Annotated in this window: 23 protein-coding genes; 16 read left to right on the top strand and 7 right to left on the bottom strand. The window is 66.2% G+C overall.

All coding sequences use genetic code 11. The features are described 5' to 3' along the window. Positions 1–27: 27 nt before the first annotated feature. Both fsa and FHT02_RS07605 read right to left on the bottom strand, forming a co-directional pair. Positions 28–684: a fructose-6-phosphate aldolase gene (fsa, locus tag FHT02_RS07600; RefSeq protein WP_184086121.1), complete on the bottom strand. Its 657-nt coding sequence runs from the start codon at positions 682–684 to the stop codon at positions 28–30. 25 nt (positions 685–709) lie between these two features. After that, the gene (locus tag FHT02_RS07605; RefSeq protein ID WP_184086122.1) at positions 710–1,102 is read right to left on the bottom strand and encodes a hypothetical protein; all 393 of its coding nucleotides are present in this window, start codon (positions 1,100–1,102) and stop codon (positions 710–712) included. Between the two features lie 99 nt (positions 1,103–1,201). On the opposite strand from FHT02_RS07605, the gene FHT02_RS07610 reads away from it, so the two are divergent. The 4 genes from FHT02_RS07610 (at position 1,202) to FHT02_RS07625 (ending at position 7,283) form a co-directional block, all read left to right on the top strand. After that, a complete protein-coding gene (locus FHT02_RS07610) occupies positions 1,202–1,849 on the top strand; it encodes a DUF2490 domain-containing protein (RefSeq protein ID WP_184086123.1) in 648 nt (215 codons plus the stop codon). A gap of 41 nt (positions 1,850–1,890) precedes the next feature. Continuing rightward, positions 1,891–4,062, top strand: coding sequence for a primosomal protein N' (locus FHT02_RS07615; protein ID WP_184086125.1), 2,172 nt, complete (start codon positions 1,891–1,893; stop codon positions 4,060–4,062). A gap of 73 nt (positions 4,063–4,135) precedes the next feature. Beyond that, positions 4,136–5,662 (top strand): tetratricopeptide repeat protein, encoded by a 1,527-nt coding sequence (locus FHT02_RS07620; RefSeq protein ID WP_184086127.1) that lies wholly within the window; start codon positions 4,136–4,138, stop codon positions 5,660–5,662. 82 nt (positions 5,663–5,744) lie between these two features. After that, a complete protein-coding gene (locus FHT02_RS07625) occupies positions 5,745–7,283 on the top strand; it encodes a S1C family serine protease (RefSeq protein WP_184086129.1) in 1,539 nt (512 codons plus the stop codon). Positions 7,284–7,449: 166 nt separating this feature from the next. Here the strand turns inward: FHT02_RS07625 and ada are convergent, their stop codons facing one another. From ada to pncB, 3 genes are read right to left on the bottom strand one after another with little or no spacing between them, the layout of a single operon-like run. Then, positions 7,450–8,490: a bifunctional DNA-binding transcriptional regulator/O6-methylguanine-DNA methyltransferase Ada gene (gene ada, locus FHT02_RS07630; protein WP_184086131.1), complete on the bottom strand. Its 1,041-nt coding sequence runs from the start codon at positions 8,488–8,490 to the stop codon at positions 7,450–7,452. Between the two features lie 59 nt (positions 8,491–8,549). Then, positions 8,550–8,969, bottom strand: coding sequence for a PilZ domain-containing protein (locus FHT02_RS07635; protein ID WP_184086133.1), 420 nt, complete (start codon positions 8,967–8,969; stop codon positions 8,550–8,552). A 57-nt stretch (positions 8,970–9,026) separates the two neighbouring features. Beyond that, positions 9,027–10,331: a nicotinate phosphoribosyltransferase gene (pncB, locus tag FHT02_RS07640; RefSeq protein WP_184086311.1), complete on the bottom strand. Its 1,305-nt coding sequence runs from the start codon at positions 10,329–10,331 to the stop codon at positions 9,027–9,029. 237 nt (positions 10,332–10,568) lie between these two features. Between pncB and FHT02_RS07645 the strand changes: the two genes are divergently transcribed. The 9 genes from FHT02_RS07645 to FHT02_RS07685 all read left to right on the top strand — a co-directional run bounded on the left by FHT02_RS07645 (position 10,569) and on the right by FHT02_RS07685 (position 21,198). Further along, the gene (locus FHT02_RS07645; protein ID WP_184086134.1) at positions 10,569–12,011 is read left to right on the top strand and encodes a DEAD/DEAH box helicase; all 1,443 of its coding nucleotides are present in this window, start codon (positions 10,569–10,571) and stop codon (positions 12,009–12,011) included. 505 nt (positions 12,012–12,516) lie between these two features. Next, entirely contained in the window at positions 12,517–13,071 is a 555-nt protein-coding gene (locus FHT02_RS07650) for a F0F1 ATP synthase subunit delta (protein ID WP_184086136.1), read from the top strand. 11 nt (positions 13,072–13,082) lie between these two features. Further along, on the top strand, positions 13,083–14,612 hold the full coding sequence (atpA, locus tag FHT02_RS07655) for a F0F1 ATP synthase subunit alpha (protein ID WP_184086138.1): 1,530 nt from the start codon (positions 13,083–13,085) through the stop codon (positions 14,610–14,612). A 125-nt stretch (positions 14,613–14,737) separates the two neighbouring features. Beyond that, a complete protein-coding gene (locus tag FHT02_RS07660; protein WP_184086140.1) occupies positions 14,738–15,616 on the top strand; it encodes a F0F1 ATP synthase subunit gamma in 879 nt (292 codons plus the stop codon). Then, on the top strand, positions 15,616–16,197 hold the full coding sequence (locus FHT02_RS07665; RefSeq protein ID WP_184086142.1) for a hypothetical protein: 582 nt from the start codon (positions 15,616–15,618) through the stop codon (positions 16,195–16,197). The genes FHT02_RS07660 and FHT02_RS07665 overlap by 1 nt, the downstream gene beginning before the upstream one ends. A 19-nt stretch (positions 16,198–16,216) precedes the next feature. Further along, positions 16,217–17,686 carry a F0F1 ATP synthase subunit beta gene (atpD, locus tag FHT02_RS07670; protein ID WP_425506419.1) on the top strand — a complete coding sequence of 490 codons (1,470 nt, stop codon included), beginning with the start codon at positions 16,217–16,219 and terminating at the stop codon, positions 17,684–17,686. A 156-nt stretch (positions 17,687–17,842) separates the two neighbouring features. Next, the gene (locus tag FHT02_RS07675) at positions 17,843–18,094 is read left to right on the top strand and encodes an ATP synthase F1 subunit epsilon (protein WP_184086144.1); all 252 of its coding nucleotides are present in this window, start codon (positions 17,843–17,845) and stop codon (positions 18,092–18,094) included. A gap of 356 nt (positions 18,095–18,450) precedes the next feature. Further along, entirely contained in the window at positions 18,451–19,989 is a 1,539-nt protein-coding gene (locus FHT02_RS07680) for a TadA family conjugal transfer-associated ATPase (protein WP_425506421.1), read from the top strand. A 63-nt stretch (positions 19,990–20,052) separates the two neighbouring features. Continuing rightward, entirely contained in the window at positions 20,053–21,198 is a 1,146-nt protein-coding gene (locus FHT02_RS07685; protein WP_184086148.1) for an aspartyl protease family protein, read from the top strand. Between the two features lies 1 nt (position 21,199). On the opposite strand, the gene FHT02_RS07690 is transcribed toward FHT02_RS07685, so the two are convergent. Next, positions 21,200–21,388, bottom strand: coding sequence for a hypothetical protein (locus FHT02_RS07690; RefSeq protein WP_184086150.1), 189 nt, complete (start codon positions 21,386–21,388; stop codon positions 21,200–21,202). Positions 21,389–21,506: 118 nt separating this feature from the next. On the opposite strand from FHT02_RS07690, the gene FHT02_RS07695 reads away from it, so the two are divergent. Further along, a complete protein-coding gene (locus FHT02_RS07695; RefSeq protein WP_281393064.1) occupies positions 21,507–22,544 on the top strand; it encodes a methyl-accepting chemotaxis protein in 1,038 nt (345 codons plus the stop codon). 3 nt (positions 22,545–22,547) lie between these two features. Here the strand turns inward: FHT02_RS07695 and phaR are convergent, their stop codons facing one another. Next, positions 22,548–23,114: a polyhydroxyalkanoate synthesis repressor PhaR gene (phaR, locus tag FHT02_RS07700; protein WP_184086154.1), complete on the bottom strand. Its 567-nt coding sequence runs from the start codon at positions 23,112–23,114 to the stop codon at positions 22,548–22,550. 89 nt (positions 23,115–23,203) lie between these two features. Here phaR and FHT02_RS07705 point away from each other — a divergent pair, with 89 nt between their 5' ends. Further along, positions 23,204–24,196, top strand: a complete 993-nt coding sequence (locus FHT02_RS07705; protein WP_184086316.1) for an alpha/beta fold hydrolase — start codon at positions 23,204–23,206, stop codon at positions 24,194–24,196. A 35-nt stretch (positions 24,197–24,231) separates the two neighbouring features. Then, positions 24,232–25,413 (top strand): acetyl-CoA C-acetyltransferase, encoded by a 1,182-nt coding sequence (locus FHT02_RS07710; protein ID WP_184086156.1) that lies wholly within the window; start codon positions 24,232–24,234, stop codon positions 25,411–25,413. The last annotated feature ends 43 nt before the right edge of the window (positions 25,414–25,456 follow it).

The following is a 25,456-nucleotide window of genomic DNA, read 5'->3' on the forward strand; positions in this document are numbered from 1 at the left end:
GGATCTTGGAACCGCCGCCCGATCAGATCAGCCGATGGTCTGGCCGGTCTTGGCCCAATCGGACAGGAAGCCTTCGATGCCCTTGTCGGTCAGCGGGTGCTTGACGAGCTGGCGGATCACCGCGGGCGGCGCGGTCATCACGTCGGCGCCGATCTTGGCGGCCTGGAGAATATGGACCGGATGGCGGACGCTGGCGACCAGGATCTGGGTGTCAAAATCGTAATTGTCGTAGATCAGGCGGATGTCCTCGATCAGGTCCATGCCGTCGAAGCCGACATCGTCGTGGCGGCCGACGAACGGCGAGACGAAGGTCGCGCCGGCTTTGGCGGCGAGCAGCGCCTGGTTGGCAGAGAAGCAGAGAGTCACGTTGACCATGGTTCCGTCGTCGGTCAGCGCCTTGCAGGTCTTCAGACCGTCAATGGTCAACGGCACCTTGACCGCGATATTGTCGGCGATTTTCCGGACGACCTCAGCTTCCTTCATCATCGTCTCATAATCGAGCGCGACGACTTCGGCCGACACCGGCATGCCCGGCACGATGTCGCTGATTTCCTTGACCACTTCCAGGAAGTTGCGCCCCGCCTTGTGGATGAGCGACGGGTTGGTGGTGACCCCGTCCAGCAGGCCCGCATCGGCCAGGTCGCGAATGTCCTTGGTGTCGGCGGTATCGGCGAAGAACTTCATGGTCGGATCCTCGGATCAGTAGGAGTCAGTAGCGCACCAGCATCAGCCGCGCCCGCGTTCCTTTAAGCCTGGAGACCGAGACGCGATAGGTGCCCGGTTGCAGCCGGTAGCGGACGATCTTCTGGATGGTCGAGCAGCGCGGACCATGCGCCTCACTGGAAAAGCGCAGCGGCTTGCCGCGCCCGCGTGCGACGTCGATCCAGCCGGACTGATCCAGAGCGACACCGAAGGTCCCTGCCTTGCGGATTCGCACGGTAGTGGCCAGGCTGTGGTCACGGCCCGCGTTCAGCGTCACCGCGTGGCCGGTGTCGAGCGTTCGTCCCGCACGGGGCCAGCCGCGCAGTTGCGGCGGCAGCGCGGCGTCGTAGGTCCGGCAAGGCGCCGGCGTCAGGCTCAGCGCGAGTGCAGTCAGGAACATAACTCCCCTCCCCCTTGTTGCAGGATCGACAGCCTATCGCGATGCGTCCATTTGGCAACGGATCGCGTATCCGCGCCGCCGAACCTGGAGCACCCTGCCTTGCGCCTGCTCGCATTCTCCGCCGCGCTGCTGCTCCCGGCCACTGCCGCGGCGCAGACAGAAGATGCGCAGCTTTGGACGCAGACCAACGTCAATATCGGGCTGAGCGAAGACACCCGCCTCACCGTGGAAGGCATCGCCAGATGGAGCGACCGGCAAGACGGGCTGTTCCACACGGAGTTGGGCGGGATCGTCAGCCACAAACTGTCGGAACATGTCGAGGTCGGCTTTGGCTATCGTCATGTCGCCGGGCATGGCGGCAATACCGCCGACGATGAAAGCCGGCTGCGCCAGCATGTCGTGCTGACCTTTGGACGGATAACGGGGCGCTTCCGGGTCGACGAGCGTTTCCATCCTGACGGGAACGAGATTGGCTTCCGCATCCGCCCGCTAATCCGCTACAATCATCCTGTCGGCAACGGCGTGTCGCTGTTTGCCAGCCATGAGAGTTTCTTCATGGCGAATGACACGCGATGGGGCCAGAGCGCCGGCTATGACCGAATGCGCAACCTTGTCGGCGTCACGGTGCCGCTGATGAAAGACTTGTCCGCGGACATCGGATATCTGAACCAATATCGCTTCGCGCGCGACGGCAATCGCGCGCAGATGGACCACGCAATGTCGCTGCAACTGTCGCTGTCGCTCTGAAGGGGATTCCGTCGGGGCACAAAATACCCATATTGGGAACAATGCCCGGCAACCGCGCCCGTGTCCTCGTGCTGCATCCAGCGCTTGGCCCCCTCGACTATCGCGTGCCGCACGGCATGCGTGTCGAGCCGGGGTCGATCGTGTCTGCGCCGATCGGGCCGCGTCCTTATGCCGGGGTGGTGTGGGAAGCCGAGCGGCTGCCGACCGAGGAAGTCGGCGACAACCGGCTGCGCAACCTGTTGTCGGTCGCCGATGCGCCGCCGCTGACCGCAGCGGTGCGGCGGCTGGTGGAATGGACGGCGAACTACTATCTGGCGCCGCTCTCGTCGGTGCTGCGCATGGCGCTGTCTTCGACCGCGGCGTTCGAGAATGCGCCGACCATCATCGAATATCGCGCCACCGGGTTGGTGCCCGATCGGATGACGCCGCAGCGCGAACAGGCGCTGGAGCGGATCGGCGACCGCCAGGGGCTGGTGCGCGAACTCGCCACTATCGCTGACGTGTCCGAGGCAGTGATTCGGGGCTTGTGCAAGCTCGGCGCGATCGAGGCGGTGACGGTGGATACCGACTCGCCCTACCCCCTACCCGATCCGAACTTCGCCCCGCCCGAGCTCAGCAAGGAACAAATCGACGTCGCGAGCATCCTTCGCCAGGCGGTGGGCGCGGCGGCGTTCCAGCCCTTCCTGCTCGATGGCGTCACGGGCTCGGGCAAGACCGAGGTCTATTTCGAAGCCGTCGCAGCAGCGCTGGCCGCGGGCAAGCAGACCTTGGTGCTGCTGCCCGAGATCGCGCTGACCGAGCCGTTCCTCACGCGCTTTGCCAAGCGATTCGGGTGCGAGCCGATCGCCTGGCATTCGGGGCTGCGCACCTCACAGCGCCGCCGCGCCTGGCGGGCGATCGCAAGGGGGCAGGCGATGGTAACGGTGGGTGCGCGCTCGGCGCTGTTCCTGCCCTATCGCAACCTGGGCCTGATCGTCGTCGACGAGGCGCACGAGACCAGCTTTAAGCAGGAAGACGGCGTGCACTACCATGCGCGCGACGTTGCGGTGATGCGCGGCAAGTTCGAGAGCTGCCCGGTGATCCTCGCTTCCGCTACGCCGGCGATCGAAACGCGGCACCAGGTCGAGCTTGGCCGCTACGAAGAGCTGAAGCTGCCGGGCCGCTACGGCGTGGCCGAATTGCCCGAGATCGAGGCGATCGACTTGATCAAGGAACCGCCCGAGCGCGGGCGCTGGCTGGCGCCAAAGCTGGTGCTGGCGATCGACGCGGCGCTGGAGCGGGGCGAACAGTCGCTGCTGTTCCTCAATCGCCGCGGCTATGCGCCGCTGACGCTGTGCCGGCATTGCGGACACCGTTTTCAATGTCCGAACTGCACCGCCTGGATGGTCGAGCACCGGCTGATCCGGCGGCTGTCGTGCCACCATTGCGGGCATAGCGTGCCGACGCCCGAGATCTGCCCCGAATGCGAGGAGCCCGACAGCCTGGTCGCGTGCGGGCCGGGCGTGGAGCGGATCGCCGACGAAGTGGCGGCGCTGTGGCCACAGGCGAAGACGGCGATCGTCACCTCCGACACCTTGTGGTCGCCGGCCAAGGCGGCCGAGTTCGTGCAGCGCATGGAGCATGGCGACATCGACATCGTCGTGGGCACTCAATTGGTGACCAAGGGCTATCACTTCCCGAACCTGACGGTGGTGGGGGTGGTCGACGCCGATCTGGGGCTCGATGGCGGCGATCTGCGCGCAGCCGAACGGACCTTCCAGCAGATCATGCAGGTGTCGGGACGCGCCGGGCGCGGCGAGAAGCCGGGCACCGTGTTTATCCAAACGCACGCTCCGGACGCCGGGGTGATGCAGGCGCTGGTGTCCGGCGACAGCGCCGCCTTCTACGAAGCCGAAACCGAGGCGCGGCGCGAGGCGGAGGCGCCGCCGTTCGGGCGCTATGCCGCGATCATCGTGTCGAGCGAGGACAAGGGCGCGGCGCATGACGTCGCGCGGATGATCGGCCGCACGGCACCGCAGAGCGAAGAGATGCACGTTTACGGCCCCGCCCCAGCCCCGCTCGCCATGCTGCGCGGGCGGCATCGCTTTCGCCTGCTGGTGCATGCCCGGCGCGCGTTCGACGTGCAGGACGTGATCCGCGAATGGCTGGGTGGGCTCGAATGGGGCGCCAAGGTGCGCGTCGCGGTGGACGTGGACCCGTATAACTTCCTCTAGCGCGTGTCGCTTTGCTGCAATCCCGATGCGGCAGACACGGCTATCGTCGGTCGACTGCTTGAGGGGGCGAGGAATGAAGAGAATTTCGCTGTTGCTGGCCGGGATGCTGGCGCCGGTCAGCGCCCATGCGGCGGAGTGGCACGAAGCCAGCACCGCGCATTTCGTGGTCTATTCCGAACAATCGCCGGCAAAGCTGGAGCAGTTCGCTGGCCGGCTGGAGCGGTTCGATGCCGCGATTCGCTGGATGCGGGGTCTGCCGGACGAGCCGGTCGGCAAGGCGAACCGCGTCACGGTGTATGTCGTCGATGATACCGCCGATGTGGAGCGGCTCTCGTTTCGCAATGCCGCTGGTTTCTACCAGCCGCGCGCGGGCGGATCGCTGGCGGTGGTGCCGCGCTCGGCAGGGGCGGCGGAGACGAGCCTGAGCGCACAGGCGATCCTGCTGCACGAATATACCCACCACCTGTTCTGGACCCAGTCGCCCAACGCCGTCTACCCGTCTTGGTATATCGAGGGATATGCCGAGACGCTGGCGACGGTGAAGTTCTATGACGACGGCGCGATCGATTACGGGCGTCCGCCGCAATATCGCGGCTATGGGCTGATGACCGGCAACGCGCTGCCGATCAAGAAACTGCTGATGGCCGACACGCTGAAGCTGAGCGACCAGCAGCGCGAGGGCCTGTATGGCCGGGGTTGGCTGTTGTCGCATTACCTGCTGCTGTCTGGGCAGCGCCGCGGTCAACTGGCCGAGTATCTGACCGCCATCAACGCGGGAAAACCGCCGCTGGAGGCGGCAAAGGCGTTCGGCGATCTGGACGCGCTCGACCGCGAGCTGGAGCGCTACAAGCGTGGCACCTTCGGCGTGCGCAAGCTCAGCGCGTCGGTCATCAAGCCTGCCGCGGTCCAGATGCGCAAGCTGACGGCCGGCGAAGCCGCGACGATGGACGTGCGCATCCGCTCCAAGGTGGGCGTGAATGCCAAGTCCGCGCCGGGCGTGTACGAGCGCGCACGGCGCGCCGCGGCCGCTTACCCCAATGATTGCGGCGCGCAGCTGGTGCTGGCTGAAGCGGCCTATGATGCGCGCGACTACCCGGCGGCGGAGGCTGCGGCCGACCGCGCGTTGAAGGCTGATGCCAACGCGGTTGACGCCCATGTGTACAAGGCGATGGCGCGTATGGCGGCCGCCCAGAAAGCAGGCGACAAGACGCCCGCCACCTGGAGCGCAATCCGGAAGATCATCGCGGCGGGCAACCGCATCGATCCGGAGGATCCCGAGCCGTTGATCCTCTATTACCGCAGCTTCGTGGATATCGGCGCGGCGCCCAGCGACAATGCCAAGGCCGGATTGCATAAAGCGTTCCAGCTGGCGCCGCAGGACAATCGGCTCCGCTTCAACCTGGCCACCATGCTGCTGCGCGACGGCGACAAGAAGGGTGCGCGCGCGATGCTGGCGCCGCTCGCCTTTCAGCCGCACGGTAAAGGGCTGGCGGTGATATCCAACGCGCTGATCACGTTGATCGACAGTGGCGACACCGACGCGGTGCTGCACAAGCTGGATGAGGCGAAGGACGGCGAGGACGCGCGCGAGCCAACATAAACCCGCCCGGCGTCGCCCCGCCAGCTTGAACCCAAGGCCGTTTTCCCCGAAAGCTCTGGCACAACGAGAGGGTCGGGATTTCATGGTTCGGCGGTTGCTGGCGCTGGTGGCGTTGATGCTGGTGTGGAGCGCGCCGGCGCGCGCGGATGACATTTCCGCGGCGGGGCGCGGCGTGGTGCGGATCGTGACCATCGCGGTCGTCGACGACGAAGTGGTCGGCTTTGGCCATGGCAGCGGCTTTGCCGTGGCGCCCAACCGGATCGTCACCAACGCCCATGTCGTCGAGCTTGCGTCGCGCTATCCCGACAATGTCGTGATCGGCGTCGTGCCGTCTGAGGGCGACAAGTCCGTCCAGGGCAGGCTGATCGCGATCGATCCGGCGCGCGACCTGGCGCTCATCGAGTTTTCGGGCGTGCGCCTCTCTCCCCTTACCTTGTTCACCGGCGCGCCCACCGACGGCGAGGCGCTGATCGCGCTGGGCTATCCCGGCAATGTCGATCTCGCCACCGCGCGCTCGGCCGCGGACTTCATCAAGCCGCAATCGCCGGTGCGCTCGCAGGGCGGCTTCGCCGGCGCGCGCGCGCTGGAAGGCACCAATGTGCTGTTGCACACCGCCAACATCGCGCGCGGCAATTCGGGCGGCCCGCTGCTCGACCGCTGCGGCCGCGTAATCGGGGTTAATTCGGCGATCACGCGCGCGGATGAAGGGGACGCGACTTTCGCCTTCGCCATCGCCCAGAGCGAGTTGGCCGCCTTCCTTCAGGAAGCGCGCCAGCCGGTGGCGGCGGTCGGAACCTCCTGCACCACTGTCGAAGAGCAGATGGCGCGCGATCGGAGTGCCGACGAACAGGCGCGCCAATTAACCGAGCAGGAAGCACGCGCCGCGGCCGCCAAGGCGGAGGCGAACCGCCAGCAGGCGCTGGAACAGGCACGCGCCCGCAACGAGGCGACGCGCGAGAACTTCATGGCCGGCGCCGCGGTGCTGCTGGTGCTCGGGGCGCTGGCGCTGGGCGGCGCCGGGCTGCTGCTGTCGCGTGAGCGCCGGCGCGAGGCCGTCTGGGTCGCGATAGGCGGCGGCGTGCTGATGCTGGGCGCGGTGGTGCTGTTCCTCAGCCGCCCGAACTTCAACCCCGACCGAGTCTTGGCGCTGCCCAAGGCGGCCCCCGGCAACAGCGCCGTGCCGGCGCCCAATGCCGGGCGCGGCAAGCTGGTCTGCACGCTTCAGCCCGAGCGCAGCCGCGTGACGGTGACCGCGACCAATACGGTGAACCTGGATATCGGCCGCGACGGGTGCATCAACGGGCGTACGCAATATGCCGAAGCGGGCGATCGGTGGCAGCGCATCCTGGTGCCCGGGCAGGAACAGACCGTCTCGGTGCTGGATTATGACCCGGCGACGCGAACCTACACCAACACGCGCTACCTGCTCTCTGCCGAGCAGATGACGCGCGCGCGGCAGCTGCGGGCGGCGGTGCCGCTCAAGACCTGCTCCGCCGATCAGGCGGCACGGGCGAACCTGGCGACGCAGCAGCAGGCAATCCGCGCATCGTTGCCGCAGGTGTACAACGAAAAGCTGGTCTATGGCTGCCGCGCGGCGCCAGGAGCGTCCGCCGCGGACTAGCGGCGGACACGCAGCTTAGCCGCGCGTCCGCTGCCGAATCGACGAACGTCCTGCCGTGCCCCTGCCGATGTCATAGTTTCGTAACATCGGACGGCTCAAGCATCGGTGTCGAGGCGTGCGGGGCTCCGGTCTCGTTCTTTCGAGGTACACGCGCGTCTCGGCACCCTCAGTCCTGCACCCCTTCGCGCCGGCGCAGAACCCGCTTGCGATCGATGCCATAGGCATAGCCGCCCATGGTGCCGTCGCTACGCTGTGCACGGTGGCAGGGGATGATCACCGCCACTTGGTTCGCGCCGCAGGCCGTGCCGGCCGCCCGCACCGCTCCCGGGCGACCGGCGGCAACGGCCAGCTGGGAATAACTACGCGTCTCGCCTGGCGGAATGGCGCGCAGCGCCTGCCACACCGCTTCCTGAAAGGCGGTGCCCCGCACGTCCAGCGGCAGGCTGATGTCGCGCCCGGGCGTTTCCAGTTCTGCGACGACACGCGCGCCAAGGCGCTCCAGGGCTTCGCCGCCTTCTCGGATCTCCGCGGCGGGGAAGCGCCTGGCGAGGCCCTCCGCATCTTCATCGAAGGCGACGCGGCACAATCCCTTGTCCGTCGCGGCGATCAGCAGCGGGCCCAGGCTGGTCGGTGCAACCGTCCAGCGGATCGTCACCCCTGCCCCGCCCTGCTTCCATATGCTGGGTGTCATACCGAGTCGCGCCTGCGCGCTTTCGTAGAAGCGGCTGGGCGCGGAATAGCCCGCCGCATAGATCGCGGCGGTGACGCTGGCTTCTTCGTCCAGAGCTTCGGCGGCGCGGCGCGCACGCAGACCGCGTGCATAAGCGGCGGGGCTGACGCCCGTTGCGCGCTTGAACAGCCGCTGGAAATGATGCGGCGCGTAGCCGACAGCGCCGGCCAGTGCCTCCAGCGTCAAGCTCGCCTCGGCACCATCGAGAAGCGCCACTGCCTTGGCCACCGCCAAGCGTTCGCGGGTGATTTCGTCGGGCTTGCACCGCAGGCAGGCCCGAAACCCCGCCATGCGTGCCGCTTCGGGGCCGGGCAGGAAAAGGACATGCGCGCGCTTCGGCCGACGCGCCGGACAAGTGGGCTTGCAATAAATGCCGGTGGTAGTCACCGCGACGACGAACCGGTCGTCATAGGCCCGGTCGCGCGCCTCGAACGCCGCCCAGGCCGCATCGTCGGATAGTGCCTGCTGCTGTGTCATGCGAGGGGTATACCCGCGGCGCCGCGGCACCGCATCCCGCCGCTTGCGGTCAAACCGTGTCAGCGTTTGGGAAAAGGCGTGACATTGTCGGGCAGCGAGTCCTGCGGTGCGGGATCCGGCAGCGGCCAGTGCGCGAGCGCTTCGCGCAACTCAGCGAACATGGAGGCCTGGCCCCGATAGGCGCGTTCCATCTGCGTCTCGGCCAGGGGCTCGAGAAACTCGCAGCCATGCCGTTCGCCCTCGCTGCGCACGACGCGCGCCTCGCGCAGGCCGGCCCCGGACAGCCCGATGGTCACCAGGGTGCCGACGGGGTACTCAAGCGGCGACAGGAACAGAAAGCCGGTGCGGGACAGATTCTCGATCTGCACGTCCACCGGACCCCCGTCGCCACCGCGCAGCCGCGCTTCGCCCGCGACATAGAAGCGCACGGCTCCCCGCTGGTCGATCTCTCCCAATACTTCCAGCCTTGCGACCAGCACGCTCAACTCCCGGCAAGGAGTCGAGCTTTGGCGATGCCGGGTTAAAGCGACGTAAAGTCAGACCAGAACGTCGCTGCGGACATGGCCATCGCTGCCGAAGACGCGCAGATAGCGGGCGATCGCTTCGGGGTTCCCGGTCGCCTTGGCGGGATTGTCGGACAGCTTGACCGCGGGGCGGCCATTGGCCTCTGCGACCTTGACCACTAGCGAGACGGGCTTCAGCCCGACGGCATCTTGGGGATCGCAGCCGCGGAAGTCGTTGGTGAGATTGGTGCCCCAGCCGAAACTCAACCGCACCCGGCCATGGAAATGGCGATAGGCTGCCTCAATCGACTCGACATCCATGCCATCCGACAAAATCAGCAGCTTTTGCCGCGGGTCACGTCCGCGCGCGCGCCACCAGTCCAGGATCGCCTCGCCCCCTTCGATCGGCGGCGCGCTGTCGGGACGGAAGCCGGTCCAGTCGGCGACCCAGTCCGGCGCATCGCGCAGAAAGGACGCGGTGCCGAACGCGTCGGGCAGGACGATCAGCAGGTTGCCGCCATAGTGCCGCCGCCATTGATCGAGCACATCGTACGGTGCGCGGCGCAGCGCGTCATCCCCGTCGGCCAGCGCCCCGAGCACCATGGGCAGTTCATGGGCATTGGTGCCGATCGCCTCCAGGTCATTGTCCATCGCCAGCAACACGTTGGAGGTGCCGATGAATCGGCTGCCCAGCCCTTCCTTCAAGGCCTCGACGCACCAGCGCTGCCACAGGAAGCCGTGCCGCCGCCTGGTACCGAAGTCTGAAAGGACGAGATCGGGCAGTTGCTGAAGCCGCTCGACCTTTTCCCACAGCTTGGCCTTGGCGCGGGCATAGAGCACGTCGAGCGCGAAGCGGCCGCGGTCGCGCATCGCGGCACGGGCGCGCAGTTCGTTGATGATCGTCAGCGCCGGGATTTCCCACATCGTCGTGTGGGTCCACGGACCCTCGAAGCGCAGCTCATACTGCCCATCGACTGCGCGCAGCTCGTATTCGGGCAGTTGGAACCCGCTGAGCCAGTCGATGAAGTCGGGCGCAAACATCCGCTGCTGGCCGTAGAAGCTGTTGCCGGCTAGCCAGATCAGCTCTTTTTTCGCAAAACGCACGGTGCGGGCATGGTCCAGCTGCGCGCGCAATTCGGCTTCGTCGATGTCGTCGGCCAGCCGCACCGTCTTTGTACGGTTGATCAGTTGGAAGGTGACTTGCACGTCGGCATAAAGGTGCCGGATCATCTGCAGCATCAACAGCTTGTAGAAGTCGGTGTCGAGCAGGCTGCGGACGATCGGATCGTGCCGCCAATTGTGATTATAGGTGCGGGTTGCGATATCGGTGACGGCCATCGCCACCGCAACGGCCAAGGGCGTACAAGGGTCCACCTTGACTTACGGCAGCAATGCTTCCATATGGCCGATTATCGAGGCATTTAGCAGCGTGATCGGACGAGGGCCTTTGGCACCGTCCCGGCTCTGTCTCGGTTGATTTAGCGGCTTCCCTAGTCACGCGGGTCGTCATTTTTGACCCCGCCTTCGCGCCTGGACTCCGTTCGGGCTCGCTGGCCGTATTCGCAAGGTTTCGCAATGCAATTCAATCAACTTGGTCTTTCCGAGACCATTCTCGCTGCGCTCGCCACCAAGGGCTATACCGAGGCGACGCCGATCCAGGCACAGTCGATCCCGTCGCTGCTTGAAGGGCGCGACCTGCTGGGCATCGCCCAGACCGGCACCGGCAAGACCGCCGCGTTCATGCTGCCGTCGATCGATCGCCTGATCGCATCGGGCAAGCGCGCCCAGCCGCGCGGCTGCCGCATGCTGGTGCTCGCCCCGACGCGCGAACTCGCCGGCCAGATCGCCGACCAGGCGCGCCTCTATTCCAAGGGCACCAAGCTCTCGGTCTGCACGCTGTTCGGCGGCACGTCGATCCACAAGAACAAGACCGACCTGGCACGCGGCGTCGATATCGTCGTGGCGACCCCGGGCCGTCTAGTCGACCTGATCGACCAGCATTATGCGATCCTGCTCGGCATCGAGATCCTGGTGCTCGACGAAGCCGACCAGATGATGGACCTCGGCTTCATCCATGCGCTCAAGCGCATCGTCCGCGAGCTTCCCTCGAAGCGCCAAACGCTGTTCTTCTCCGCGACCATGCCCAAGACCATCCGCGAGCTGGCCGGCCAGTTCATCAAGGATCCGGTCGAAGTGAAGGTGACTCCGGTCGCCACCACTGCCGAGCGCGTCGAGCAGCAGGTGACGTACGTCACCCAGGGCGAGAAGCAGGCGCTGCTCACCATCGCGCTGCGCGACGAGAGTATCGACCGCGCACTGGTGTTCACCCGCACCAAGCATGGTGCCGACCGCGTCGTCCGCCTGCTAGCGGGCAACGGCATCGCCTCCAACGCGATCCACGGCAACAAGAGCCAGCCGCAGCGTGAGCGGGCGCTGGGCGAGTTCCGCGCGGGCAAGGTCAAGATCCTGGTCGCCACCGACATCGCGGCGCGCGGCATCGACGTGTCGGGCGTAAGCCATGTGTTCAACTTCGAACTGCCCAACGTGCCGGAGCAATATGTCCACCGCATCGGCCGCACCGCGCGTGCCGGCGCGACCGGGCTGGCGATCAGCTATTGCGCCGATGACGAGCGTCCGTACCTGCGCGACATCGAGCGGCTGACCCGCCAGAAGCTCACCGTCGTGCCGCTGCCCGAGGACTTCGTCGCCGAAGCCGCCAAGATCGGCAGCTCGCGCATCAACATCGCCCCGAGCCGCGACCAGCAGAACGGCCAGCGCGGCCGCGAAATGCAGCGCGGTGGCGGCCGTCCCGGCCAGCCGCAGCGTGCACGCCCACAGGGCGGCGGACGCCAGGATGCGACTGGTGAGGCCCGTCCGCGCCGCTTCGACGCGCCGCAGGGTGGCGCACCCGCCGGTGGCGAGCGTCCGCGCAACTATGCCCGGCCGAAGAGCAAGTTCAGCGCCAAGCCTGCCAACTCCGGCAACCGCACCCAGGGCGGCCAGGGCCGCGGCCGCTAATCGAAATGTCCTCCCGGGCGACGCAAGCCGCTCGGGGGATACGGTTTATTGAACAAGCTCCCAGCGCCGCGTCTGGCGATCATAGCGGGCATTCGTGCCGATCTGGACTTGCTCGGGAGCCCCGACACCTCGCCTTCGCCCGACATCGCGACGGAGCGGATCGGACAATCAGCGCATTTTCCGTCCAGGCGGGGCGGGCAGCAGCCCCCCAGTGTCTCGAACACATTGAATATATGGCGCCTAGTCACGCCGTCAGTTCAATGCCGGCCGGGGACGATGCACAGGCGGCGAGCGTCGCGCTCGTTTTCACGCGCGAAATAATCGAGCGTCAGGATCTCCACAATTGCCCCGCGGCGGGCAATCGGCACGTCGGTTCATCTCGGACTCAGGTTGCATCCCCGTGACACCAATGCTAACCGCGCGGCGACCCATCGGGGACGCTTCCGGCGTCCCCGCTTTTTGTGCATGGGACGACAACCCGAACCTCCAAGAGGAACCGAATCGCGTGGAGAATTCCGGCGGTATCCAGGCCAGCCTAAGCGGACGTTATGCGACCGCCCTGTTTGAGATCGCACGCGATGCGAACACCCTGCCGCAGGTGGAGGCTAGCCTCGTCACCGTGCGCCAGGCGCTTACCGCTTCGGCCGAGCTCCGCCTGCTGGTGAACAGCCCGGTGGTGACCCGTACCGAGGCCGCGCGCGCGGTTGCTGCTGCCGCCGGCGTGCTGCAGCTCGATGGGACCACCACCAATTTTCTCGGCGTGCTCGCGCAGAACCGGCGCTTGAAGGAGCTGCCGACGATGATCCGCGCCTTCCGCCAGCTTGCCGCCACGCATCGCGGCGAGACGACGGCCGAAGTCGTTTCAGCCCACCCGCTCGATGCCGGCCAGGTCGACGCGCTCAAGCAGCAGCTGCGCACCCGGCTCGGCCGTGACGTCAATGTCGACCTCTCGGTCGACCCTTCGCTCCTGGGCGGCCTGGTCGTGAAGATCGGCAGCCAAATGATCGATTCGTCGATCAAAACCCGTCTGAACTCCCTCGCCCACGCGATGAAAGGCTGAGAGCTAGAATCATGGATATCCGCGCCGCAGAAATCTCGAAGGTCATCAAGGACCAGATCTCAAGCTTCGGCACCGAGGCCCAGATCTCCGAAACCGGCCAGGTGCTGAGCGTCGGTGACGGCATCGCCCGCATCTATGGCCTCGACAACGTCCAGGCCGGCGAGATGGTCGAATTTGCCAATGGCGTGCAGGGCATGGCGCTCAACCTCGAGGCCGACAATGTCGGCGTCGTGATCTTCGGCTCCGACGCCGAGATCAAGGAAGGTGACGTCGTCAAGCGCACCGGCACGATCGTCGACGTTCCCGTCGGCAAGGGTCTGCTCGGCCGCGTTGTGGACGGCCTCGGCAACCCGATCGACGGCAAGGGGCCGATCGTCGCCGAGAAGCGCAGCCGCGTCGAGGTCAAGGCGCCGGGCATCATCCCGCGCCAATCGGTCAGCGAGCCGATGCAGTCGGGCCTCAAGGCCATCGACGCGCTCGTTCCGGTCGGCCGCGGCCAGCGCGAGCTGATCATCGGCGATCGCCAGACCGGTAAGTCTGCCGTCGCAGTGGACGCCTTCATCAACCAGAAGGGCGTCAACGCCGGCACCGACGAGAGCAAGAAGCTCTATTGCGTCTATGTCGCGATCGGCCAGAAGCGCTCGACCGTCGCGCAGCTGGTCAAGACGCTCGAAGAGAATGGCGCGATGGAATATTCCATCGTCGTCGCCGCGACGGCGTCGGAGCCGGCCCCGCTGCAGTTCCTGGCGCCCTACACCGGCACCGCGATGGGCGAGTATTTCCGCGACAATGGCATGCACGCGCTGATCGTGTTCGACGATTTGTCGAAGCAGGCCGTTGCCTATCGCCAGATGTCGTTGCTGCTGCGCCGCCCGCCGGGCCGCGAAGCCTATCCCGGTGACGTCTTCTATCTCCACAGCCGTCTGCTCGAGCGTGCGGCCAAGATGTCGGACGCCAATGGTGGCGGCTCGCTAACCGCGCTGCCGATCATCGAAACGCAGGCTGGCGACGTCTCGGCCTACATCCCGACCAACGTGATCTCGATCACCGACGGCCAGATCTTCCTCGAAACCGACCTGTTCTTCGCGGGCATCCGCCCGGCGATCAATGTCGGCCTGTCGGTCAGCCGTGTCGGCTCGGCCGCGCAGACCAAGGCGATGAAGAAGGTGTCCGGCTCAATCAAGCTCGAGCTAGCCCAGTATCGCGAAATGGCGGCGTTCGCGCAGTTCGGCTCGGACCTCGACGCCTCGACCCAGAAGCTTCTCAACCGCGGCGCGCGCCTGACCGAGCTGCTTAAGCAGCCGCAGTTCTCGCCGCTGCCGTTCGAAGAGCAGACGGTGTCGATCTTCGCCGGTACGCAGGGTTTCATCGACGCCGTGCCGGTGGCCGACGTCACCCGGTACGAACAGGCCATGCTGACCGAAATGCGGACCAGCCATGCCGACCTGCTCGGCGCGATCCGCGACAGCAAGGACCTCAAGGACGATGTCCGCGACAAGCTGAAGGACGCGCTGACAGCGTTCGGCAAGACCTTCGCGTAAGTGAAAAGAGCCCTCTCTCCTCCCGGGGAGAGGGTTGGGAGAGGGGAAAGCCCGCAAGCTTTCCCCTCATGCCCCTCTCCCCGGCCCTCTCCCCTGACGGAGAGAGGGAGCAAGATGAGAAGAACATGGCCACCCTCAAGGCGCTGAAAATTCGGATCGGGTCGGTCAAGTCGACCCAGAAGATCACCAAGGCGATGAAGATGGTCGCCGCCGCCAAGCTGCGCCGCGCGCAGGAGGCGGCCGAGGCCGGCCGTCCTTATGCCGAGCGGCTGGAGACCGTCGTGGCGAGCCTCGCCGCCAAGGTCGCGAGCGGCCCGGGCAGTTCGCCGCTGCTCGCGGGCACCGGCAAGGATCAGGTGCACCTGCTCGTCGTGGCCACGTCCGACAAGGGCCTGGCCGGCGCGTTCAACACCAACATCGCGCGTCTGGCACGCCGCCGTGCGCAGGAGCTCACCGCGCAGGGAAAGACGGTCAAGATCTACACGATTGGCCGCAAGGGCCGTGCCGTGCTGGCGCGCCAGTTCCGCGACAACATCGTCCACTCGGTCGAGCCAGGCGATCTCGGCAAGCTGGGCTTCGCCGAGGCGCGCGCCTATGCCGACGACATCATCGCGCGCTACCAAGCAGGCGAGTTCGACGTCGCAACCTTGTTCTACTCGCATTTCAAGTCGGTCCTGACGCAGGACCCGACCGAGCAGCAGATCATCCCGGTCGCCCTTCCCGTCACCAAGGGCGATACTGCCGGTTCTGCGGTAGTAGAGTATGAGCCCAGCGAAGAGGCGATCCTCGACGATCTGCTCCCGCGCAACATCGCCATCCAGCTTTACCGCGCGATCCGCGAGAACGCCGCGTCTGAGCAGGGTTCCAAGATGACGGCGATGGACAACGCGACGCGCAATGCGGGCGACCTGATCAAGCGCCTGTCGATCCAGTACAACCGTGCCCGCCAGGCCGCGATCACGACCGAGCTGGTCGAGATCATCTCGGGCGCCGAGGCGCTTTGATGCGCGCAGGCCTTATCCTGTCGGTGACCGCCGTCGCCTTAGCCGGTTGCGGCAATGGCGAGCGCGGCGAAACGCGTCAGCAACAGGAGCAGGCGCGCGCAACGCAGGTAAAGACCGTCACCGGCTGGCAGCGTGCATTTACTCCTGACCTGGCGGTCAGCGCCGCCAACCAGTTCGGTTTCCATGCGCAGCCCTACGCCGCTGCGGCACAGGGTCAGTTCCGCACGCAAGGCGGGCCGATCGCGCTGAGCGATCCGAGCGCGAAGCAGCCGAACCAGGCCCGCTTCGCCGGGACGGGCAGTGCTGCAGACCGGATCGACATGCTGTCGTTCGATCTGACCCTGGCCGACGCCACGCATGCCGCCGTCGCGCGCACGCGCTTCGCCGATCTGGTGCGGGATTATCTGTTCCAGTCGAAAATCGACGGTGGTCCCATCCACGCCGCGATCGCCAAGGAACAGCCGAGTGAAGGCGATCTGGCCGGCATCCAGTACAAGATCACTTCGACGCCGCAGAACGGCGCCAAGCACCTTTCCGTGACTTTCCACCGCATCGGGGCTAGTGCCCCTGCCAACAGCTAGAACGCCAAGGAAGCGAATAATGGCTACCGCCGCAGAAATGACCCGTCCGGGTACGACCAACAATGTCGGCAAGATCGCTCAGGTGATCGGTGCCGTTGTGGACGTGCACTTCGAAAACACCCTGCCGGCGATCCTGTCGGCGCTCGAAACCGACAATAACGGCAACCGCCTGGTGCTCGAAGTTGCGCAGCATCTGGGCGAGAACACCGTCCGCACGATCGCGATGGACTCGACCGATGGTCTGACCCGTGGCCAGACCGTGACCGACACCGGCTCGCAGATCCGCGTGCCCGTGGGTCCGGCGACGCTCGGCCGCATCCTCAACGTCGTCGGCGAGCCGATCGACGAGCGTGGCCCAGTTGCGACCGACATGCGCGCGCCGATCCATGCAAAGGCGCCGGAGTTCGTCGATCAGTCGACCGAGAGCGCGATCCTGGTCACCGGCATCAAGGTCATCGATCTGCTCGCGCCCTATGCAAAGGGCGGCAAGATCGGCCTGTTCGGCGGCGCCGGCGTCGGCAAGACCGTGCTCATCCAGGAACTGATCAACAACATCGCCAAGGGCCATGGCGGCACCTCGGTGTTTGCCGGCGTCGGCGAGCGTACCCGTGAAGGCAACGACCTGTATCACGAGTTCCTCGACGCAGGCGTGATCGCCAAGGACGCCGATGGCAACGCCATCAGCGAGGGCTCCAAGGTCGCGCTGGTATACGGCCAGATGAACGAGCCGCCGGGCGCCCGCGCCCGCGTCGCACTGTCGGGCCTGACCATCGCGGAATACTTCCGCGATCAGGAAGGCCAGGACGTCCTGTTCTTCGTCGACAACATCTTCCGCTTCACTCAGGCGGGCGCAGAAGTGTCGGCACTGCTCGGCCGTATCCCATCGGCAGTGGGCTATCAGCCCACCCTGTCGACTGACATGGGCGCGCTGCAGGAGCGCATCACCTCGACCAACAAGGGTTCGATCACCTCGGTCCAGGCCGTGTACGTTCCCGCCGACGATCTCACCGATCCGGCGCCAGCAACTTCATTCGCCCACTTGGACGCGACCACCGTGCTTAACCGCGCGATCTCGGAGCTCGGCATTTACCCGGCCGTGGATCCGCTCGACTCGACCAGCCGCGTGCTCGAGCCGCGCATCGTCGGCCAGGAGCATTATGAGACCGCGCGCGCCGTTCAGGCGATCCTGCAGAAGTACAAGTCGCTGCAGGACATCATCGCGATCCTGGGCATGGACGAGCTGTCCGAAGAGGATAAGCTGACCGTCTCGCGCGCCCGCAAGATCCAGCGCTTCCTCAGCCAGCCCTTCCACGTCGCCGAAGTGTTCACCGGCATCCCCGGCGCGTTCGTGCAGATCGAGGACACCATCAAGTCGTTCAAGGCCGTGGTCAACGGCGAGTACGATCACCTCCCCGAAGCCGCCTTCTACATGGTCGGTGGCATCGATCAGGCCGTCGCCAAGGCTCAGAAGATGGCCGGCGAAGCGTAAACTGTAACTAGCCCCTCCCCAAGGGAGGGGTTGTGGGGTGGGTTGTGAGCGCCACAAGCGCCTGCACTCACCTCAAACGACGTCAGAGGCATCGGGCCGCTGCCGCCGCTACACCACTTTACCCCTCCCCTGAAGGGGAGGGGCTGGAGCAAGGCAATGCTGCACTTCGAACTCGTCACCCCCGAACGTCTCGTCCGCTCCGAGGACGTGCACATGGTCGTGGTTCCCGGCACCGCGGGCGATTTCGGCGTGCTGGAAGGCCACGCGCCGTTCATGTCGACGGTGCGTGACGGCGTTCTGGAAATCTACAAAAGCGGAGCCACCACGCCGGAGACGATCCGCATCGAAGGCGGCTTCGCCGAAGTGAATGATAGAGGCCTGACGGTACTCGCCGAAAAGGCCGAGTGACACCAGACGATCGAAGTATGCCATCGGCGGGATGCCGGGGCAATATGCCGTCCGCTGACGCAGCTGTTTTCGGGCGCGCCACGGCCAGTCACACAGCGCCTTTGCGCCATCTGGCTCATGGCCCAGCCGGCTGCACTGCCGCTGATCTTGCACGCGCTCCTTACCCGCTGATGCAGCCGAGCGCGGCATCGAGATGCGCCGTGCCGGGCAGCATATCGTCCCCTCTGCGGAACCCCCGCGGGCAAGCGATCACCGCAGGCGGCGTGGTTAGGCAAATCTAAATCCTTGATGCGCTAATCCCTTTTCATTCCGGGATCATAGAGTCAGCAATGAGCGCATTCGGACGACGCAGTGGAATGAGTGGCCCCGGGGGCGGACGCCCTGCGTTCGGCATCGCTCGACCGATGCAGGGAACCCCCGCAGGCGCACGCCCCAGCGAACCGCCGCCCATTGGCGGGGATCAATTTCCGCCGCTGGACATGGTGCCACTGCCTGGTGCGGGCGGCGCCTTTACCGACCTGCTCGAACCCCGCGATCCCGCCAGCCCCAGTGTCGCCAGCAGCGACGCGATGCAGCGGCTCGCCGATCGTCAGGCAGCATCGGGCGAAGCAGGCAATTCGCGGATGGAAGGCTTTGAAGCCTCGATCCACCGCATCAAGGAACAAGTGCTGCCGCGCCTGCTGGAGCGCGTCGATCCCGAAGCCGCAGCGACGCTCAGCAAGGACGAACTTGCCGAGGAATTCCGCCCGATCATCGGCGAAGTGCTCGCCGAACTGAAGCTGACGCTCAATCGGCGCGAGCAATTTGCCCTGGAAAAGGTGCTCGTCGACGAACTGCTCGGCCTCGGGCCGCTCGAGGAATTGCTCGCCGACACTGCGATTTCCGACATCATGGTCAACGGTCCCGAACAGACGTTCGTGGAGCGCAAGGGCAAGCTGGAGCTCGCCAATATCCAGTTCCGCGACGAGGAGCATCTGTTTCAGATCGCGCAGCGCATCTGCAATTCGGTCGGCCGCCGCGTCGATCAGACCACGCCGCTTGCCGACGCGCGCCTGAAGGACGGCAGCCGCGTCAACGTGATCGTGCCGCCGCTGAGCCTGAGGGGCACGGCGATTTCGATCCGTAAGTTCTCGGCCAAGCCGATCACGCTCGACATGATGGCCAAGGGCGGCTCCATGTCCGACAAGATGGCGACCATGCTCAAGATCGCTGGCGCCAGCCGCTTCAACGTGGTCATCTCGGGCGGCACCGGCTCGGGCAAGACGACAATGCTCAATGCCTTGTCGAAGATGATCGACCCGGGCGAGCGCGTGCTGACGATCGAGGACGCGGCGGAACTTCGCCTTCAGCAGCCGCATTGGCTGCCGCTTGAAACGCGCCCCGCGAACCTTGAGGGTCAGGGCGAGATCACTATCCGCGATCTGGTCAAGAACGCGCTGCGTATGCGCCCGGACCGCATCATCCTGGGCGAGATCCGCGGATCCGAGTGCTTCGACATGCTTTCGGCGATGAACACCGGTCACGACGGTTCGATGTGCACGCTCCACTCCAACAGCCCGCGTGAGGCGCTGGCGCGTATGGAGAACATGGTGATGATGTCGGACATCAAGGTGCCCAAGGAAGCGATCTCGCGCCAGATCGCCGACTCGGTGGATCTGATCATCCAGGTCAAGCGCCTGCGCGACGGTTCGCGCCGGGTGACCAACGTTACCGAAGTGATCGGCATGGAGGGCCCGGTGATCGTCACCCAGGAGCTGTTCAAGTTCGAGTATCTGGATGAAAGCGCCGACGGCAAGATCATCGGCGAGTATCGTTCGATGGGGCTGCGCCCGTACACGCTGGAAAAGGCCAAGCAGTTCGGCTTCGACCATGCGATGCTGGAGGCATGTCTCTAAGCTGTCCTCGGTACGCGCGGCGGAGGATTGAACCCGAACCCCGCCTGCCCCTAAATATAGCCGATGTTCGCCACGCTGCTGCTGCCCGCCCTTGTCGCCGCCCAGCCGCAGGCGAGTACCAGCCTGTCGCCGGACACCGAAGCGCGCTGGGTTCCTTTCGAACTGAGCGAGGGGAACCAGCTTCGCTTCACGATCCAGGTCAATGGCAGGCCGGCGACCGCGATCCTCGACAGCGGGGTGACCGATAGCTTCGTCACCGCTGCCTTTGCCGGCCGCATCGGCCTCAAGGCGCGCAGTCACGAACAGGCGACCGCGATCGGCGGCTCAGTCGAGATCGGCTGGGCGCGCGGCGGCACCATCGCCTTTGGCGGACTTACCCGCACCGCCAGTCGGATCGGTATCTCGGGTGCCGACGGCCTGTTCCCGTTCGGAGCGGACATGTTCGTGGGGGCGGACGTGCTGTCATGCTGCGCGCTGGACATCGATCACGACAATCGCCGCTTCCGGCTGTTGCCCAGCGGTCGCATGCCGTTCACCGGCACTACCCTCCCGCTTTCCCGGGCGAGCACCGGGCTCTTCCGGTCCGAAATCGCTGTCGCCGGCCGCCGTGTCCGACCGGTCGTGATCGACACGGGCGACGGCTCCAGCCTGACCGTCAGCCGCGCCAATTGGGTTGCAGCCGGGTACAAGGGAGCGCGGCTCACCACGACGCTCGGCTGGGGCATGGGAGGCGTATCGGTCGCTGACACCGCCGTGGTGTCGTCGGTGAGCTTCGGCAACCTCAGCGTGCACGAATCGGAGCTGCGCATCGAGGACCCGGGCGGCTTTCTCACTGTCAGCGGCAGTGCGGGCCGGGTCGGCACGGGCCTGCTGATGCGCTTCCGCGTGCTGCTCGATCCCGGCGCCGGTCGCATGGTGCTTCAGCCCGGCAAGCAGATCGGCGCGCCCGTCATTCGCTCCACCAGCGGGTTGCTGATGCACCAGGACGCGACGCAGCTTCGGGTGGTTCACGTCATGCGCAACTCGCCCGCCGCGCATGCCGGGTGGCGCGACGGCGAAACAATCTGTGAGGTGAACGGCGTCGCGGTTGCGGACATGACGCGGCTGGGCGGCGCGATCAACTGGGGCGCCGGCGCGCCGGGCACGACGGTGCGGCTCACACTGTGCGACGGCACAAGGCGGGCGCTGACACTGCGCCGTTTCTACTAGCCTAGCGCAAGTTCAGCGCGACGCTGACGCACACGATCGCGAGCAACAGCGCAAGCAGCTGGATCAGCGGCCAGGGGATCAGCCCGACGCGGTCCAGATCGCGGCGGTGGCTGCGGCGATGTTCGCCGATTCCGCTCACCACCGCGAGTGCAAGCGCCGCGCCTGCCCCGGCCCACAGTTCAGCGTGCATGACCCCCCGCGCCTGCCGCCGGCAACGAAACCTCATCGCAACGAATATCCGTAGCAAACAAAGCTTTAACCATTACGCTTTACCACCAACGCTCGTGCCCCGCCGAATCCGCTCCCTCTTGTCGGTCCTTCGCGATGAAGTCGACACCTATGCCAGCACGAGCGAGGAAATCGCCGCGCGGACCAACCTGCTTGCGCTGAACGCCGCTATCGAGGCGGCGCGCTCGGGCGAGGCAGGCCGCGGCTTCTCCGTCGTTGCCCAGGAAGTAAAGGCACTTGCGCAGCAGGCGCGGAGCGCGAGCCACGAGTTTCGTTCGGAAGTCCGCGAGCGCCTTGCGCTCGGCGCGGGGATTGCCGACGAAATGGTCAGCGAAATCGAAGGCACACGCCTGGTCGAGCTTGCCCAGGCGCTGATTCAGAACGTCACCCGACACCTCTATGGCCGCAGCATCGACCTGCGCATCATGGCGTCCGACGCCGAGATCGTCGCGGCGACGCTCGACCCCACGCCCGAAAAGCTGGCGGCGGCCCAGGCGCGCCTCGCGCTCTTCACCGCCACCTCGCCTTATTATCTCAACGCTTTCGTTGCCGACGCCGATGGCCGGGTCCTCCTTACCTCCGATCCCCATGCCCGGGTCCGAACGACCAATCTCGCCACCGCGGCGCAGTTCCTGAAGGCGATGGCGAGCACCCAGCGCGAGCAATGGTTCACCGACGCGGTCTGGCAGAACCCCTGGTCCGATCACCGCGCCGTGCTGGTGTTCGTCACCGGCATCCGCCCGCACGGCCAGTCGGGCACCCCGGCCGGCGTCTTCTATTTGGAATTCGATTGGGAGGGGCACATCCCTGCCATCATCTCCGATCGGACGCTGTTCGGCGACAAGGATTGGGACCGCACCCGCATCTCCATCATCGACGAGGACGCGCGCATCGTCGCCGACTCGTCGGGCTCGCGCTATGGCGAGACCATCGCCCTGCCGGCCCGCGCTGTCCGCGGCGCGGAGGCGCGCGCGGACGCAACGGTCGCCTATGCCTCGGCGTCGGAGTATCACGGATTCGACGGGCTCGGCCTGCGCTGCGTGATCGAGCAGAAGATGCTGAGCGCGGACGAGATCCTGGCGTCGCTCGGCGGGCTCAGGGAACGCCGGGCGCGCTGAGCGTTACCCGGCCAGCTTCTCGATCTTGTCCTGAAGCCGTGCCAGTTCGGCCTTGAGCGCCGCGACATCGTCTCCGCCGCCGCTTTCGGGGGCAGTGCCGCCGGGCGCGGCCGCTACGGGTGCATTGGCGGGTTTAAACGCGCTCGCCGCGGCTTCAAACATCGCCATGTTGCGCTTGGCCAGTTCGGCAAAGGGCGACCCTGCGAACGCGCCTTCCACTGCGGTGCGGAACTGCTCCTGATTGTGGCGAAAGCTGTCCATCGACGCTTCCAGATAGCCCGGCACCATCGCCTGCATCGAGTCGCCGTATAGCGAGATCAACTGCCGCAGGAAGCTGACCGGCAGCATCGTCTGGCCCCGCGACTCTTCTTCCATGATGATCTGGGTGAGCACATTGTGCGTGATGTCGTCGTCGGTCTTGGCGTCGACCACCTTGAAGTCGCGGCCTTCGCGCGTCATCGCGGCAAGATGCTCCAGCGTGATGTAGGACGAAGTCTCGGTATTGTAGAGCCGCCGGTTCGCGTATTTCTTTATGATGACCGGACCGCTTCCAGGTGCTGCCTTCTTCATGGGGACCCTCTCGCGTGATTGAAGCATACCTATCAGACTTTCATTCTGCGCCGCAACACGGACCGCGTCCGCTGCCCTTGTTTCTGGCAATGCTGCACAAGGAAACCGCAGCATCGCCCGGTCGCCGCGCCGCCGCACTGGCAGGCCTGCGCCGCTATCAGCACGCGCTCCGCCCTACCCCGCGCGCTCCCAAGCCGGCGATTGCGGCCGCCGGGCGCGCGCGCCTGCTCGATTATGGCGGCAGCGGCATGCCGATCGTTTTCGTGCCGTCGCTGATCAATCCCCCGCTGGTGCTCGATCTGGCGCGAGGCAATTCGCTGCTGCGCTGGCTGAGCCGGCAGGGCGTCCGCCCGATGCTGGTCGACTGGGGCACACCGTCGCCCACTGATCGCGGCATGGACATCACCGCGCATGTCGAACGGCTGCTGCTGCCGATGCTCCGCAACCTTGCGCGTCCGCCGATACTGGTCGGCTATTGCCTGGGCGGAACGTTGGCGATCGCTGCGGCATCCGCCATTCGGGTGTCCGGGCTGGTGACGATCGCCGCGCCCTGGCGCTTCGCCGGCTATGGTGATGCCGTCGGTCCAGCCGTCCAGCTCTGGGAACGAGTGCGCGCGGCCAGCGAGCAGCTTGGCCTGATGCCGATGGAAGTGCTTCAGGCCGGCTTCTGGCAGCTCGATCCCGCCAGCACGGTGGCGAAGTTCGAACGCTTCGGCCGCCTGCCGCCGGCAAGTGCGACGGCGCGCGCGTTTGTCGCGCTCGAGGATTGGGCCAATGAGGGGGCGCCGCTGACCCTGGGCGCGGCAAGCCAGCTGTTCGGCGACTTCTTCACCCGCGACCTGCCCGGCACCGGCGGCTGGCAGGTGGAGGGGCGCGCCGTCGATCCGCGCGCGCTCGCCTGCCCCAGCCTGGCGTTCGTGTCCTCCACCGACCGCATTGCTCCGGCCAGCAGCGCACCGCCGGCCGACACCATATTCGAAACCACGCTCGGCCATGTCGGCATGGTCGTGGGCAGCCGCGCGCGCGCCGCGCTGTGGCAGCCGCTGGCGGACTGGCTAAGCGCCGTTGCCCAGCCTAGATAGCGGCCCAAGAAAATAGAGACTGCAGGAGCGCGCCCATGTCTTCGCCCCACGACATCGTCATCACCGCCGCCAAGCGCACTCCGGTGGGCAGCTTCCTGGGTGCGTTCGCGAACACGCCCGCGCATGAGCTTGGCCGCGTCGCGATCGAAGCCGCGCTGGCGCAGGCCGGTGTCGCGGGCGAAGAGGTTTCCGAAGTGATCCTAGGGCAGGTACTCACCGCCGCGCAGGGCCAGAACCCGGCGCGTCAGGCCTCGATGGCGGCGGGTATTCCCAAGCAAGTGCCCGCCTGGGGCGTGCAGCAGGTCTGTGGCTCGGGCCTGCGCGCGGTGGCGCTCGCCTATCAGGCGATCGCAACGGGCGATGCCACGATCGTCGTCGCCGGAGGACAGGAATCGATGTCGATGAGCCCGCATGCCCAGTCGCTGCGGCCCGGCACCAAGATGGGCGACCTCAGCCTGGTCGATACCATGATCAAGGACGGCCTGACCGACGTCTTCAACGGCTATCACATGGGGATCACCGCCGAGAACCTGGCTGAACAGTATCAGATTACCCGTGAGGACCAGGACAGCTTCGCCGTCCGCTCGCAGAACCTGGCCGAGCGCGCCCGCGCCGAAGGCCGCTTCGCCGACGAGATCGCACCGGTGACGATCAAGGGACGCAAGAGCGACACCATCGTCGGCCAGGACGAGTATATTCGCGCCGGCGCCACGGTGGAAGGCGTGTCGGGCCTGCGCCCGGCCTTCAAGAAGGACGGCACCGTCACTGCCGCCAACGCGTCCGGCATCAACGACGGTGCCGCCGCATTGGTGGTCATGCGACGCGACGAGGCCGAACGCCGCGGCGCCCCGATCCTGGCGCGGATCGCCAGCTGGGCCAGCGTCGGCGTTGACCCCTCGGTGATGGGCATCGGCCCGGTTCCGGCCAGCCGCCGCGCGCTGGAAAAGGCAGGCTGGGAGGTCGCCGACCTCGACCTGATCGAAGCCAACGAAGCCTTTGCCGCACAAGCACTTGCGGTCGGCAAGGAACTCGACTGGGATGCAGACAAGGTCAACGTCAATGGCGGCGCCATCGCCATCGGCCACCCGATCGGCGCCAGCGGCGCGCGGGTGCTGACGACGCTCCTCTACGAAATGGGGAAGCGCGACGCGAAGAAGGGTTTGGCGACTCTGTGCATCGGCGGCGGCATGGGAATCGCGATGTGTTTGGAACGGTAACGGTAGTACCAATATGAACCTTGAATTAATGTTGCGCACTGCC

The sequence above is a fragment of the Sphingomonas xinjiangensis genome (assembly GCF_014199255.1).
Lineage (GTDB): Bacteria > Pseudomonadota > Alphaproteobacteria > Sphingomonadales > Sphingomonadaceae > Sphingomonas > Sphingomonas xinjiangensis.

Excerpts from the sequence above, each read along its gene's own strand:
- fsa (WP_184086121.1), bottom strand. The coding sequence starts at position 684 with ATGAAGTTCTTCGCCGATACCGCCGACACCAAGGACATTCGCGACCTG.
- FHT02_RS07605 (WP_184086122.1), bottom strand. The coding sequence starts at position 1,102 with ATGTTCCTGACTGCACTCGCGCTGAGCCTGACGCCGGCGCCTTGCCGG.
- FHT02_RS07615 (WP_184086125.1), top strand. The coding sequence starts at position 1,891 with ATGCCCGGCAACCGCGCCCGTGTCCTCGTGCTGCATCCAGCGCTTGGC.
- FHT02_RS07620 (WP_184086127.1), top strand. The coding sequence starts at position 4,136 with ATGAAGAGAATTTCGCTGTTGCTGGCCGGGATGCTGGCGCCGGTCAGC.
- FHT02_RS07625 (WP_184086129.1), top strand. The coding sequence starts at position 5,745 with ATGGTTCGGCGGTTGCTGGCGCTGGTGGCGTTGATGCTGGTGTGGAGC.
- ada (WP_184086131.1), bottom strand. The coding sequence starts at position 8,490 with ATGACACAGCAGCAGGCACTATCCGACGATGCGGCCTGGGCGGCGTTC.
- pncB (WP_184086311.1), bottom strand. The coding sequence starts at position 10,331 with ATGGCCGTCACCGATATCGCAACCCGCACCTATAATCACAATTGGCGG.
- FHT02_RS07645 (WP_184086134.1), top strand. The coding sequence starts at position 10,569 with ATGCAATTCAATCAACTTGGTCTTTCCGAGACCATTCTCGCTGCGCTC.
- atpA (WP_184086138.1), top strand. The coding sequence starts at position 13,083 with ATGGATATCCGCGCCGCAGAAATCTCGAAGGTCATCAAGGACCAGATC.
- FHT02_RS07660 (WP_184086140.1), top strand. The coding sequence starts at position 14,738 with ATGGCCACCCTCAAGGCGCTGAAAATTCGGATCGGGTCGGTCAAGTCG.
- FHT02_RS07665 (WP_184086142.1), top strand. The coding sequence starts at position 15,616 with ATGCGCGCAGGCCTTATCCTGTCGGTGACCGCCGTCGCCTTAGCCGGT.
- atpD (WP_425506419.1), top strand. The coding sequence starts at position 16,217 with ATGGCTACCGCCGCAGAAATGACCCGTCCGGGTACGACCAACAATGTC.
- FHT02_RS07675 (WP_184086144.1), top strand. The coding sequence starts at position 17,843 with ATGCTGCACTTCGAACTCGTCACCCCCGAACGTCTCGTCCGCTCCGAG.
- FHT02_RS07680 (WP_425506421.1), top strand. The coding sequence starts at position 18,451 with ATGAGTGGCCCCGGGGGCGGACGCCCTGCGTTCGGCATCGCTCGACCG.
- FHT02_RS07685 (WP_184086148.1), top strand. The coding sequence starts at position 20,053 with ATGTTCGCCACGCTGCTGCTGCCCGCCCTTGTCGCCGCCCAGCCGCAG.
- FHT02_RS07690 (WP_184086150.1), bottom strand. The coding sequence starts at position 21,388 with ATGCACGCTGAACTGTGGGCCGGGGCAGGCGCGGCGCTTGCACTCGCG.
- phaR (WP_184086154.1), bottom strand. The coding sequence starts at position 23,114 with ATGAAGAAGGCAGCACCTGGAAGCGGTCCGGTCATCATAAAGAAATAC.
- FHT02_RS07705 (WP_184086316.1), top strand. The coding sequence starts at position 23,204 with ATGCTGCACAAGGAAACCGCAGCATCGCCCGGTCGCCGCGCCGCCGCA.
- FHT02_RS07710 (WP_184086156.1), top strand. The coding sequence starts at position 24,232 with ATGTCTTCGCCCCACGACATCGTCATCACCGCCGCCAAGCGCACTCCG.